Origin of the sequence: Bifidobacterium catenulatum subsp. kashiwanohense JCM 15439 = DSM 21854 (assembly GCF_001042615.1) — a bacterium.
GTDB classification, from domain to species: Bacteria; Actinomycetota; Actinomycetes; order Actinomycetales; family Bifidobacteriaceae; genus Bifidobacterium; species Bifidobacterium catenulatum.
Window position 1 is genome coordinate 1,007,714 of the sequence record NZ_AP012327.1, and the last position, 12,795, is coordinate 1,020,508.

At 54.2% G+C, this 12,795-nt stretch carries 10 protein-coding genes; 7 read left to right on the forward strand and 3 right to left on the reverse strand.

Annotation, left to right across the window (positions count from 1 at the left end):
- Nucleotides 1-75: 75 nt before the first annotated feature.
- Nucleotides 76-2,112 carry an AMP-dependent synthetase/ligase gene (locus tag BBKW_RS04320; RefSeq protein ID WP_033501199.1) on the reverse strand — a complete coding sequence of 679 codons (2,037 nt, stop codon included), beginning with the start codon at nucleotides 2,110-2,112 and terminating at the stop codon, nucleotides 76-78.
- Between the two features lie 238 nt (nucleotides 2,113-2,350).
- On the opposite strand from BBKW_RS04320, the gene BBKW_RS04325 reads away from it, so the two are divergent.
- From BBKW_RS04325 to BBKW_RS04340, 4 genes are all read left to right on the forward strand, one after another.
- Nucleotides 2,351-3,496, forward strand: coding sequence for an NAD(P) transhydrogenase subunit alpha (locus BBKW_RS04325; protein WP_033501198.1), 1,146 nt, complete (start codon nucleotides 2,351-2,353; stop codon nucleotides 3,494-3,496).
- A 3-nt stretch (nucleotides 3,497-3,499) separates the two neighbouring features.
- Nucleotides 3,500-3,805 (forward strand): NAD(P) transhydrogenase subunit alpha part 2, encoded by a 306-nt coding sequence (locus tag BBKW_RS04330; protein ID WP_003809446.1) that lies wholly within the window; start codon nucleotides 3,500-3,502, stop codon nucleotides 3,803-3,805.
- Nucleotides 3,806-5,251, forward strand: a complete 1,446-nt coding sequence (locus BBKW_RS04335; protein WP_033501197.1) for an NAD(P)(+) transhydrogenase (Re/Si-specific) subunit beta — start codon at nucleotides 3,806-3,808, stop codon at nucleotides 5,249-5,251.
- 244 nt (nucleotides 5,252-5,495) lie between these two features.
- A complete protein-coding gene (locus BBKW_RS04340) occupies nucleotides 5,496-6,863 on the forward strand; it encodes a hypothetical protein (RefSeq protein WP_033501196.1) in 1,368 nt (455 codons plus the stop codon).
- Between the two features lie 444 nt (nucleotides 6,864-7,307).
- Here BBKW_RS04340 and BBKW_RS04345 read toward each other — a convergent pair whose 3' ends face one another.
- A complete protein-coding gene (locus BBKW_RS04345) occupies nucleotides 7,308-8,591 on the reverse strand; it encodes an MFS transporter (RefSeq protein WP_033501195.1) in 1,284 nt (427 codons plus the stop codon).
- A 73-nt stretch (nucleotides 8,592-8,664) separates the two neighbouring features.
- The gene (locus BBKW_RS04350) at nucleotides 8,665-9,321 is read right to left on the reverse strand and encodes a TetR/AcrR family transcriptional regulator (RefSeq protein ID WP_022245406.1); all 657 of its coding nucleotides are present in this window, start codon (nucleotides 9,319-9,321) and stop codon (nucleotides 8,665-8,667) included.
- Nucleotides 9,322-9,819: 498 nt separating this feature from the next.
- Between BBKW_RS04350 and nrdH the strand changes: the two genes are divergently transcribed.
- The 3 genes from nrdH to nrdE are packed head-to-tail and all read left to right on the forward strand — an operon-like array spanning nucleotide 9,820 to nucleotide 12,670.
- Nucleotides 9,820-10,053, forward strand: a complete 234-nt coding sequence (gene nrdH, locus BBKW_RS04355) for a glutaredoxin-like protein NrdH (protein ID WP_003835061.1) — start codon at nucleotides 9,820-9,822, stop codon at nucleotides 10,051-10,053.
- On the forward strand, nucleotides 10,050-10,484 hold the full coding sequence (gene nrdI, locus BBKW_RS04360) for a class Ib ribonucleoside-diphosphate reductase assembly flavoprotein NrdI (RefSeq protein WP_033501194.1): 435 nt from the start codon (nucleotides 10,050-10,052) through the stop codon (nucleotides 10,482-10,484). Before nrdH ends, nrdI begins: the two co-directional genes overlap by 4 nt.
- 2 nt (nucleotides 10,485-10,486) lie before the next feature.
- The gene (nrdE, locus tag BBKW_RS04365; protein ID WP_033501193.1) at nucleotides 10,487-12,670 is read left to right on the forward strand and encodes a class 1b ribonucleoside-diphosphate reductase subunit alpha; all 2,184 of its coding nucleotides are present in this window, start codon (nucleotides 10,487-10,489) and stop codon (nucleotides 12,668-12,670) included.
- Nucleotides 12,671-12,795: the final 125 nt, after the last annotated feature.

A 12,795-nucleotide genomic window follows, 5' to 3' on the forward strand; every position in this document is an offset into this window, starting at 1 on the left:
TCGTTTCGCAACGGGTTAAATAGAATGAGGTCCGGTTCCTGCGGGAACCGGACCTCATTCTCTATTTTCGAAGAGTCACTTCCTCTTGGTATACATCTGCGTGTTCAGCAAAGTGGCGTAACGCTGGATGACCTTCGGACGAATCACCTTCATGGAAGCGGTCATCAAACCATTCTCCTGAGTGAATTCCTCCGGCAGAATAATGAACTTGCGCACGGATTCCGCACGAGAAACACCTTCGTTGGCCTGATCGACCCACTTCTGCACTTCGGCGCGGACGGCCGCGTTATTGGCGGCGTCTTCCATCGACATGTTACGGTCCAGACCCTTGCTTTCCAGCCATGGACGCAGGGATTCCTCGTCGAGCGTGACTAAAGCGGAAATGAACGGACGCTTGTCGCCGAGAACCAGCGCCTGGGAAATGAACTCGCAACGCTTGATGGCTTCTTCAATCGGACCAGGGGAAACGTTCTTGCCGCCTGCAGTGATGATGAGATCCTTCTTACGTCCGATAATGTACAGGAAGCCATCATCATCGATACGTCCCAAATCGCCGGTACGATACCAACCATCCTCGGTGAATGAATCCTCAGAAGCCTCTTCGTTCTTGTGATACTTCGGGAACACCGCCGTACCCTTGACCTGAATCTCCTCATCCTCGGCAATACGAAGCTCGAAACCAGGGAAGGCGACACCAACGGAACCCTGATGATATGGCACACCAAGCGGGTTGAATGCGCATGGAGCGGTGGTTTCGGTCAAACCATAGCCCTCATATACGGGCACACCGGCGCCGCGGAAGAACGCCATCAGTTCCGGATCAAGAGGAGCGCCGCCCGCCACAATCCACTGGGCACGTCCGCCGAGTACCTCACGCAGCGAAGCGTAGACCATCGGATCGAACGCCATGCGGCGAGCCTTGGCCAAAGCGCTGGCCTTGCCCTTCGCGCTGACTTCTTTCATATAATTCTGAGCTGCAACAACCGCCGCAGCGAAAGCCACTCCCTTGGCGCCATGTCCGGCCTTTTGCGAAGCTGCGTTGTATACCTTCTCGAGTACACGCGGAACAACGATCATAACGGACGGTTTGGCGACCTGCAGATCGGCGATTAGCGTCTTGATACCCTGCGCGATGTAAATATGCATCTCGCTGGCCACGCAGATGTAGTTGATGGCACGTGCGAAGGAGTGTGCCTGAGGAAGGAACAACAGCACGCTGTTCTTCTTCTCGTGCAGCAGCTGCGGCATGTATACCGGAAGATTCAACGCGGTGGTGCAGTAATGCTCATGAGTCATCTCTACGCCCTTCGGTGCGGCGGTGGAACCAGAAGTGTATACGATGGAGCATAGGTCGGTTTTCTTGATGGAATCAATGCGCGCATCGAGCTCCTCGTCGCTTACGCCGGAACCATAGGCCATGATCTCGTCAAGACCGCCGTTTTCGAAGCAGATGATATGCTCCAGCGTCGGGCATTCCTTTTCAGCGCCGTCGGCCTTGGCGCGCATATCGGTGGTTTCGACCACCAGCAGACGTGAATCGGAATTATTGACGATGTTGCGAATCTGCTCCGCGGAATCTGTGTCATAGATCGTGGCGAGCACGCCGCCGCACGCCATAACGGCAGCGTCGAACACATCCCACTCGTAAGAGGTGCGGCACATGAACGCCACGGCATCGCCCCTCTTCAGACCGTAATGCATCAGGCCCTTGGCAATCTGGCGAATGTCAGCAAGCACCTCATTGCCGGTTTTGGTTACCCATTCGCTATCTGATTTATAGGTATAGAGCGGCTCGTCACCCATACGTTCTGCACGATTGGCGTAGATGTCGTAAATGGTGGTACCCTCGTCCAGCGGCGGCTGGCCCTCGGTTTTGGTGGTCAGCAAACCGGTTTCCGGGTCAAGGAACGTGGTGGATGGGAATCCCTCGCCCCACTCGACGGTGTGCGGAAGATCGATATGGCCGTCGGGGGAGATGATGTTGTTCGGATTGTTGTAGTCCGGAGTGTTACCGGAATCGTCGCTGACGGGGTGAACGAAGTCACCGCCCAGACGCAGTGCCTTCTGCGCAAGGTTTGCAGCTCGCTTGTTCAAAGAGGTGATGACGGACACGTGACTCTCCTACACATCTAAATCCAATATCTGTAGGAATGATAGACCCTTGAACGCGACACGTCACCTTACGGTAGCGTAGGAAAAGCGTATGCGCTAATAAAGCGCTGCATGAAGAAATCGTCATGGAATGTCATTCAATAGGTGAACTTTTCTTCATGCAAAGGTGTGACCTACGTTACACTGGTGCGCTGTATCTGTTCATTTTGATTTCTTTAACGAGGAAGAAAGGGCACCTATGGCTGACAAAGCTGAAGCCACCGTGGTCTTCGGGGTTCTCAATGAGACTTCCGAACACGAGTCTCGCGTTGCTCTGACACCGGACATCGTAACGAGGTTGCGTAAATCGGGTGTTAACTGCCTGATTGAATCCGGTGCGGGAGTCGCGTCGCATTATGTTGATGAGGATTATATTAAGGCCGGGGCGCAGGTCGTCTCCGCTGATGAAGTGATTGCGCGTGCTGACGCGCTTGGTTTTGTCGATCGTCCGAGCGATGCGCTGCTCGCTCGTGTCAAGCAGGGCACTTGGATTATCGGTATGCTTGGCTCGTTCACCGATGCCGATTATGTCGCTACGATTGAGAAGGCCGGCTTGGTCGGTGTTGCCATGGAAAAGCTGCCACGTCAGTTGAGTTCCGCTCAGTCCATGGATGAGATGACCTCCCAGAACTCCGTGATGGGCTACAAGGCCGCCATTGTGGCAGCCGACGCTTATGGTTCGTTCCTGCCGATGATGACCACTGCCGCCGGCACGATCCGCCCGGCCAAGGTACTCATTCTTGGCGCCGGCATCGCCGGCCTGCAGGCCATCGGTACCGCCAAGCGTCTCGGTGCGGTTGTCACCGCATACGACGTGCGCCCGGCTTCCAAGGGTGAAGTCGAATCCTTGGGCGCCAAGTTCCTGGATTTGGGTCTTGATTTCTCCAAAGGTCAGGGTGAGGGCGGTTATGCCCGCGCGCTGAGTGCCGAAGAACAGGCCCAGCAACAGGCTGCCGTCGACCAGAAGGCCGCCGGTTTCGACATCGTCATCACCACCGCCAAGGTTCCTGGCCGCAAACCGCCGGTTCTGCTGACCAAGGCCGGCGTGGCAGGTCTGCACCGCGGTGCCGTGATCGTCGACTGCGCGGCAAGCGACCTCGGCGGCAACGTCGAAGGTTCCACTGTCGGCACTCAGGTCACCGAGAACGGTGTGACCATCATTGGCGCTCCGTACCTGGCAAGCGGCGTTTCCACCACCGCATCCAACTTGCTGAGCCGCAATGTGGCTGACGTGCTCGCGCATTTCGTGCGTGACGGCAAGCTGGCCATCGATCTGAACGAAGAGCTTGACAGCGCCATGGTCGTGGCCGGCCGCGGCGAGGAAGCCAAGAAGGAAGGGGAGTGAGCAATGGATATCGTTGTTGCGATCACTCTGTTCGTCCTCGCGCTGCTCATCGGCGTTGAGGTTATCGGCAAGGTGCCGGCCACCTTGCACACTCCGTTGATGTCGGGCGCGAACTCGATCCACGGCATCGTCATCGCAGGCGTCGTCATCGTCGCCGCGCATGCCACCAGCCCGCTCGCTTGGGTGTTCATCTTCCTGGCCGCAGTGCTGGGCACGATGAACGTGGTCGGTGGTTACGTCGTCACCGACCGCATGCTGGAAATGTTCAAGTCCGACAAGGGCAAGAAAAAGGAAGAGGAGGCCAAGTAAATGGGTACCATGGCTGAAATGCTGAGCACTCCGCTCGGTGTCGTCGAATGGTTTGTCTATCTGCTGGCCGCCGTGATGTTCGTTATCGGCCTGCATCTGATGAACTCTCCGAAGACCGCACGCAAGGGCAATATGGTCTCCGCCATCGGCATGATTCTCGCCGTGGTCATGGCGTTCATCGTGCTGTTCGCCGGTGAGATCTCCAATGGTTTCCAGCATGGCGTGGCTGTTGTGCTGCTGATCGCCGGCATCATTATAGGTGCCGTCGCCGGCGTGGTTTCCGCCAAGAAGGTCAAGATGACCGACATGCCGCAGTTGGTTTCCGTGTTCAACACCGTGGGCGGTGGCGCCGCAGCGCTTGTGGCTTTGAACGATATTCTGACCTCCGAAGGCACTCCGTCCATCGTGGTGCTGATCACCGCCGGTTTGGGTATCATGATCGGTTCCGTCACATTCTCAGGCTCTCTGATCGCAGCCGGCAAGCTGCAGGGCATCAAGTGGGTCAAGAAGCTGAGCCTGCCGGGCAAGGGCTTCTGGAACATTCTGTTCGCCGTGCTGACCGTCGCATCCTTTATCATGCTGTGCGTGCAGCCGGGCCAGCGTCTGCTGTGGTCCGTGCTCACCACCGTGTTCGCCCTGTGCTACGGCCTCGTGTTCGTCATCCCGATCGGCGGCGCCGATATGCCTGTGGTCATTTCCGTACTCAACGCCTGCACTGGCACTGCAGTGGCCATGTCTGGCTTGGCCATCAACAACATCGCTCTGATCGTGGCCGGCGCACTGGTCGGCGCCGCTGGTGTGACCCTGTCCATCGCCATGTCCAAGGCTATGAACCGTCCGCTGCTGTCCGTGCTCGCAGGCGGCTTCGGTGGTGCCAATGCCGCCGCTGGCGCCGGTGAAGGTCCGGAAGGCACCATGAAAGAAACTTCCGCAGACGATTTGGCCGTGCAGCTCGTGTATGCCGAGAAGGTCATCTTTGTACCGGGCTTCGGCTTGGCTCAGGCCCAGGCTCAGCGCGAGCTCGCCGATCTTGGTGTGCTTCTTAAGGACCATGGCGTCGAAGTCTCCTATGCTATCCACCCGGTGGCAGGTCGTATGCCTGGCCACATGAACGTGCTGCTTGCCGAAGCCAACGTGCCGTACGAGGAGCTCGTCGACCTGGACGACATCAACCCGCAATTCCCGCAGGCCAACGTGGCTCTTGTGGTCGGCGCCAACGACGTGACCAATCCGGCTGCACGCAAGCCGGGCACCCCGGTCTCCGGCATGCCGATCCTCGACGTCGACAAGTCCCAGAACGTGGTGGTCATGAAGCGCGGTCGCGGTACCGGTTACGCCGGCATTCAGAACGAACTGTACTTCGAAGACAACACGCAGATGCTCTTCGGCGACGCCAAGTCCAGCCTGCAGGCCGTTATCGCGGCAGTCAAGGAGCTCATCAACTAACAGTTGAAACGTTGCATTGATGCTTTCCTGAAAGGTCTCTTCCAGTGATGGAAGGGACCTTTTTGCATATGGCGGTTTTCGTAAGATCAGATCTGTTGCATGCGAATTGTGAGTTATCCACAGTCGTTATTCGCCTGTGGATATGGGTGGAGTTTTCCACATATCCACAGATTTTCAAGGTTCGGTGGCACAAGATGATTTGAATATGAGACAGTAGGTGCACCCTACAACAAAGGAGTTGCACATGGCGGAAATAATCACTGGCCCGTTCCATATGGATGAACAGGGATTTTTGGCAACGATCGAAGAACTTATCAAGCGTTTCGATGGATACAGTTCTGGCAAATATCTTGCGGAATTGGGGAAAATCCACGATGAATACGGTGAGATCGGGCCTCTTTCGCTTTTTGACGAAAAAGTCTGTGAGCTGGGGAAGGAATTATTCTGCAGCACATCATGGGTGGCGAATCTGGCGTGGGCCATGATTTCGTTCGATTATGATCTGGTTGAGCATAATGCGAATTTTCTTGATGGATGCCGTAACATCGTGCGTAAGTACGGTATGAGCGTTTGGCTCTATGAAATGATCAATGACGCTTCGATGGCGGTGGCTTTGCAAAGGCCCAGCAGCAGAATGCCATTCCAGATTGGATTGACCTGCACCAAAGATGTGTTTCGGAGAAACAAGAAAAAAGGTGGAAAATACGTTACTAGCAAAAAGAAGAGACTGGCCTGCATGGCTGAATATTTGCAGGAAGTATACTGGCTGGCCGCGTACAGTCTGTTGCGTTGGGGTGAGGAAGAGCCGCGTGCGGCCGATGTTGCGTTGATGGTGCTTGGATATGGCGGTATCGGCATGTGCATGCTGAGGGACGATCCGAAAGTGGTGGATTCCGGATGCGATGAAGACTTCTCCTATCGCAATCTGTGCGACCATCTGCGCGATCTTAGAATTCAAGCTGATCTGGACTATGCTTGCAATGCCGACCTTGCCGAATCCATGTTGCTTGAATATCCCGCGTGTATGGATGCGCGATATCTGTACGATGCGGGGAAAATCGTGGAAGCGTATCGTGCTTTGTGGAACAAGCAGACTGAATCAGCTTCGCAAATCCTGGAACGCGTTTACCAGAAGGGCGCATATCAGGTGGCGAACATTTGGGAGGATCCGCTGTACCTGCATGATCTTGCCCTGTCGCTGTTGGGGACAGTGGGCTCGCGGCCCCTTACTGAAGGGTTCCGGACCCGTGATGACAAGATGTTCCAGCAGGGAGTGGAAAGTCTGAGACGAACGACTGAATCCGTTAAAGGGATGGGGTTGGTGATGACATTGGGAGGGTATATCTGCTTCCCGGAACCGGAAAACAGGGATGGTGCGCTTTTCGCACCACGGAAGGAGAAGAAACAATTAATGGACACCTGTAACGGGCTTAGGGATCTGTCGACAATGGTTGCGCTGTACCGCTTTCCGAGAGATACCGAATCCCTACGTGCCACGCGTGCGCTTCTCGCTCATGACGCGAAGGAATATATCGATCTGATGGATCCATACATGGGAAGCGTGGATGAGACGGGAGGAAACGAGGAGAGGCCGGTTGCAGTCGGCGACTGATCGGCCTCTTAGATCGCGAACGCCAAAGCGTATGTATCATGGTTGCGCCGAGATTGAATGGAGGAACGTTCTGATGAGCTCTGTCTCTTCAATCTCGGTGCATGCTATGTCGTACCAAAGAACCCCGATCGAACATTCCTGTATAACAGATGCCAGCTGTTGAACGTCGCATGCTGATAACTTGTCTGCACATCTGTTTATAAGCTTCCAGATTCGGCAGGCTCTCAAGATAGTGATTCAGCCAAGTGGCTCCGGCCAGCTTGGGAATCAGTGTTTCAATATCGCATTCGTCTATCTGTTCATGGGGTATTTTCAGCTTGGTCCGGCAGATGTGGCTCTTGGCACAATTTAGTGCTGATTTGCCTCGGCTTCGATACATGGATGAAACGCCGCGGACCGCTGAACCAAGCAGCCAAATGACCGCTGCTCGTTCGTCACCCTGCCTTACTTGGAAATCGTATCGTCAAGGTGCGCAAACAGTGGGCGAGCCAGCCATGCCAAGGGTAGTGATGCCAGTGCTGAAATCAGCAGAATAAGCCAAACCGTGCAATGTGCGTGCAGCCATCCGTAAAGCATTTGCCCGAGTGGCTGAGTGCATATCGTCAACGATGAAATAATGGCCATGACCTTGCCGGTAAACGCGGTTGGCGTCCTCATCTGAATAGATGGCACGAGAATGAGGTTCAAGAAATCAACGGCGATGATGACTACCGCAGTGCAGAGCACCAGCATGATGAGCTTGGTTTGCGTTGAACATGGAAGCAGGAAAGCGATGGCCGGCGGAAGCAGCATAAGACTTTCCACGAACAACAACGAAGGGGCGTTTTGTGATTTCAAACGGTTGGCGAAACATCCAGCAATGAATGTTCCCGCTATGCCGGCAATGCCGATAATGCCATCGCATAGACCATATGTCGCCGCATCGTAGCCTAACGTAGTTCGAATAATGTAAGGAAAGCTTACTGAACTGAATCCAGTCAGTATCAGATTAATCCATGTGCAAACACCGGCTAATCGTGCTACGGTCGGCTCCTTGCGAAGCAGGAAAGCGGTCGCCGAATGCATATCGCCAATAATGACGCCGAGCAGGCAGATGCCGGCATCATCTTGATTCGATAGGGGCTTCGCGAGTCTGATGAAGCATTCAACCATGGCTGCCGACATAAGACATGCTGCGGTAATGAGCATCATCGGTCGAATGCCAACCAGCCCGTACATCACGCCGCCTAGGAAACTCGGGAGTAATTGGCTGAGCTGCTGCACTTGATTGATGATGGCCGTGCCTCGGCGAAGGTCAGTGGAGGACTCTCTTCCGATGATTTGTGGCAGTGCGGATTGTACGACGGGAGTTTCCATGGCATCGAGTACTGCCAATACTACCTGCATGATGGCGATGGCGAGAATGTTGAATCCGGATAGTGCGAAAAACGCAGTCGCGAGCAACGTGACGATTCCTGAGATGATATCGAGCGCCACCATCATGGCACGTTTGCTTACTCGGTCGGCCATAACACCTCCGAATGGGCTGATAAGTATGGTCGGAATGACGGATATGGCCAGCACGGTGGCGAAGGTCGTAGATGATGCGGTTTCGTCCAGTACCCACATGGACATGGCAAATCGGAGCATGGTATTGCCGAACAAGGAAATGCCTTGACCGAGTACAAGCAAGATGAAGTTTGCGGAGCGCAAGCTGGATTGGGGCATCGTTTCTGACGAGTTTTTCATGACCATTCCTTTCGATACCGACTGACGGTATGTAAAAAAGTGCAAATAAAGATAGATTGACATTGCCGAGCTTTTATTGCGGATTGCTGGCGAGTAGGAAGAAGCCTTCCGCAAGCCGATCTTCCATATCACTGTCGTGATCGATAAGCGGAACTCCGAGCGAGTCCATAATCAATCCAAGACAGTGGATGCGATGCTTGAATTCACTAAGGGTAGTGATGGGGTAGAAGTTTGGAGCTAGCCAGTAATTGAATAGCAGTGAAAAAAGTTCCGCGGCTTCTTGAGGGTATTCGGTTGTAATTGAACCGTCCTTTAACCCCTCCTGGATGAAGTCGTATGCGATTTTGGTGCTGTCGGTTCGCCAGATGCGAAGATTTTCGGCGAGGATTTTCGGGTCGTTCAGCAGGGGAAATGCATCGCGCATGAGGGTCATATGTTCGGCGTCGGTAATCTGCATCATGAGCGAATTGCGTAGTTTTTGCAATCCGTTTCGTGAGTCATCCTCTTGATTTGCTTGGGGAAGAAGTCGTTCGTTGTCGGAATCTACCAGCGCATACAGCATCGCTTCTTTGTTTTTGAAATGATGATAGATAGCGCCTTTGCTGAGGTCTTCGAGCTCGTCGAGAATATCTTGAATCGTGGTGCGCTCATACCCCTTTTGCGCGAACAGCTTTTTCGCGGCGTCAAGGATTCGCTGTCGCGTCACCTCAGGGTGTGCATTACGCGCCATATGCCTCTCCTTCAATGGTGGAGTCGAATACACCAATATTATACATACCGTTGGTCGGTATGGTATGTCGGATGCCTCCCAGCTCGGTCGAAAAGTGTACCGAAAGAATCTCTGTAGATTTCTGCAAAGAAACCTGAATCTGTGTTGCCGGGGTGCGGGACGTCTGTCTTTTCTGCGGTTAGTGCATGATTGGTCGTCCAAGGTCAACTTGAGTGAGTGACGGCTGGGTTCCCGAAGGGAAATAAGACTCTGGTTCCTATATGCCTTTTACGGCATGGGGCTTTTAGTGAAGAACGATTGCATCCGATGTGAAAAATCCCACAAATCCGGCCCACGTCCTGCCCTGGAACTTCAAAACTGTTGCCAATGCTGGAAACACGCCGTATATAGTGTTTGAAAATGTGACGAGACACTGTATGTTGTGGTCTTGATTTTTATTTTTGTTCGGATAATGTGTGCCACGTACCAACGACGTACGGTCGTGAAAGGACGTGGAACATGAACATTACGTTATACACCAAAGCAAACTGCCCGCAATGCACGGCGACAAAACGCCAATTGGACAAACGAGGTCTTCCGTATACGACTGTCGACATTACAGCCAACGCACGTATTTCCGACAGATTGCGGAACGAAGGATGGCGGCAGATGCCAGTCATCATCGCAGACGACGAATCCTGGTCCGGGTATCGTCCCGACAAAATCCACGAGCTGGAGGCTCGCTGCCGGTGAGCGCGCTGGTGTATTTCTCGTCGGCATCGGGCAATACGACACGCTTCGTTGAAGGATGCCGATTGGATGAATTCGGCATCCATGCAATGCGCATCCCGCTGCGGTCGAACGAGCCGGAGCTGCATGTGGATGAGCCCTACGTCTTGCTGACACCTACATACGGCGGAGGAACAATCGGCAAAGCAGTGCCCGTACAAGTCAAACGATTCCTCAATGATGAACGCAACCGCAGAGGCATCATCGGAGTCATCGCATCGGGTAACACCAACTTCGGCGAAGCCTACGGCATCGCAGGCGACATCATCGCGGCTAAATGCCACGTACCATTACTCTACCGGTTCGAACTGATGGGCACTCCGGAAGACACCACGATCGTGCGCGAAGGACTGCGCAGTTTTTTCGACGAATACACACAACAGGAACAACGATAACCATGCCAGAAGATTCAACGACACCACACGCAGCAACCGACGTTACAGCCTCCTACGATCGCGCCCATGACTGGCACTCGCTCAACGCGATGCTGAATCTCTACGACAAGCAGGGACGCATCCAATTCGATAAAGACCTTCAAGCCGTACGCGAGTACGTCGAAAAGCACGTGCTGCCGAACACCGTCCACTTCGACTCCACGCAAGACAGACTCAGTCGGCTCATCGCAGACGGCTACTACGACGAATCCGTATTTGCCCAATATGACACCGAATTCCTTGACAGGTTCTACCGCAATGTGGATGAGTGCGGCTTCGAATTTGATACATTCCTCGGAGCCTTCAAATTCCACCGCTCATACGCATTGAAAACTTTCGACGGCAAACAATACCTGGAGAACTTCCCACAACGCGCAGCCGCCGTTGCGCTCGCGCTTGCCGCCGGCGACCATGCGGCTGCTGAATCGTATTTCGAAGAACTTATATCAGGGCGTTTCCAACCGGCGACGCCCACTTTCCTCAACCTCGGTAAAGCGCAGCGCGGAGAGGCGGTCAGCTGTTTCCTCATACGTATCGAAGACAACATGGAGTCCATATCGCGTGGCATCAACGCCGCATTGCAATTGAGCAAGCGAGGTGGAGGCGTCGCGCTGTTGCTTAGCAATCTGCGCGAGGCCGGCGCGCCCATCAAGCGCATCAAACACCAGTCCAGCGGCGTTGTGCCTGTGATGAAACTGCTGGAGGACTCTTTCAGCTATGCCAACCAGTTGGGCGCTAGACAGGGCGCCGGTGCGGTGTACCTCAACGCTCATCATCCGGACATCATGCATTTCCTCGATACCAAACGCGAGAACGCGGATGAGAAGATCCGTATCAAATCTTTGGCTCTTGGAGTAGTGATCCCCGACATCACATTCGAGCTGGCGAAGAGACACGAACCTATGGCCCTGTTCAGCCCATATGACGTCGAACGCGTCATGGGCAGGCCCTTTGCCGATGTTTCCATCAGCGAAAACTACCGGAATATGGTGAACGATGAACGCATCGGGAAAACCTACATCGACGCGCGAGAGTTCTTCATGACTTTGGCCGAATTGCAATTCGAATCCGGATACCCGTACATGGTGTTCGAAGATACTGTGAACCGAGCCAATCCGATCGACGGACGAATCGCCATGAGCAACCTGTGCTCGGAGATCCTCCAAGTGCAGGAGCCAAGCACTTATCATGAGGATCTGTCCTACGATCACGTGGGACGTGACGTGTCCTGCAATCTTGGATCGCTCAACATCGCCAAAGCGATGGACGGTGATTTGGGACGAACTGTGGAACGTGCGATTCGCGCACTGACCTCGGTGTCGGAACATACGGACATCGCGTGTGTGCCATCCATCCGACGCGCCAACGACGAAGGTCATGCCATCGGCCTGGGACAGATGAACCTCCATGGATTCCTTGCCAGAGAATCGATCATGTACGGTTCACCGGAAGCCCTCGACTTCACCGACATTTACTTCATGACCGTTGCATACCATGCCTACCGTGCCTCGCATGAGCTCGCAGTCGAACGCGGAACACGGTTTGTAGGCTTCGAGCGGTCCGCCTATGCGAAACCTGCAGGCGCAGGCAACTATTTCGACAAATACACGAACGGCGAGCGATCGCTGGCGCCGAAGACCGGAAAAATCGCGTCGCTGTTCGCACGGCGGGGCATCCATATCCCCGACGAGGATGATTGGCGTCGTCTGCGTGATGACATCATACGTGACGGTATCTTCAACCAATATCTGCAGGCTGTGCCGCCCACTGGGTCAATTTCGTACATCAATCATTCCACGAGCTCCATCCATCCTATCGCCTCGAAGATTGAGATTCGCAAGGAAGGCAAGATTGGACGGATCTACTATCCAGCTCCGTATATGACCAACGACAATCTCCAGTATTTCGCGGATGCGTACGAAATCGGATGGAAGGCCATTGTTGATACGTATGCCGAGGCGACGCGGCATGTCGATCAGGGCCTGTCGCTGACCTTGTTCTTCCCCGATACGGCGACTACCCGAGATTTGAACAAGGCGCAAATTTATGCATGGCGCAAAGGCATCAAAACGCTATATTACATCCGCATTCGTCAGCAGGCGTTGTCTGGCACCGAAGTGCAAGGCTGCGTCAGTTGCATGTTGTGAGACCCGTGGTTTGAAGGGAAAAGGAAAAGACATGTCTCGTTTGGTTTACCGCGCGATACTTCGCCTGACGGCTCCGGACGAATACAGGCGGTTATACGGCCGCAACGATAAGACGACGATTAGAA

Bases quoted from the DNA above. Each gene is read 5' to 3' on its own strand.
- BBKW_RS04345 (WP_033501195.1), bottom strand. From the start codon at position 8,591: ATGAAAAACTCGTCAGAAACGATGCCCCAATCCAGCTTGCGCTCCGCA.
- BBKW_RS04335 (WP_033501197.1), top strand. From the start codon at position 3,806: ATGGGTACCATGGCTGAAATGCTGAGCACTCCGCTCGGTGTCGTCGAA.
- nrdE (WP_033501193.1), top strand. From the start codon at position 10,487: ATGCCAGAAGATTCAACGACACCACACGCAGCAACCGACGTTACAGCC.
- BBKW_RS04325 (WP_033501198.1), top strand. From the start codon at position 2,351: ATGGCTGACAAAGCTGAAGCCACCGTGGTCTTCGGGGTTCTCAATGAG.
- BBKW_RS04340 (WP_033501196.1), top strand. From the start codon at position 5,496: ATGGCGGAAATAATCACTGGCCCGTTCCATATGGATGAACAGGGATTT.
- BBKW_RS04350 (WP_022245406.1), bottom strand. From the start codon at position 9,321: ATGGCGCGTAATGCACACCCTGAGGTGACGCGACAGCGAATCCTTGAC.
- BBKW_RS04330 (WP_003809446.1), top strand. From the start codon at position 3,500: ATGGATATCGTTGTTGCGATCACTCTGTTCGTCCTCGCGCTGCTCATC.
- nrdH (WP_003835061.1), top strand. From the start codon at position 9,820: ATGAACATTACGTTATACACCAAAGCAAACTGCCCGCAATGCACGGCG.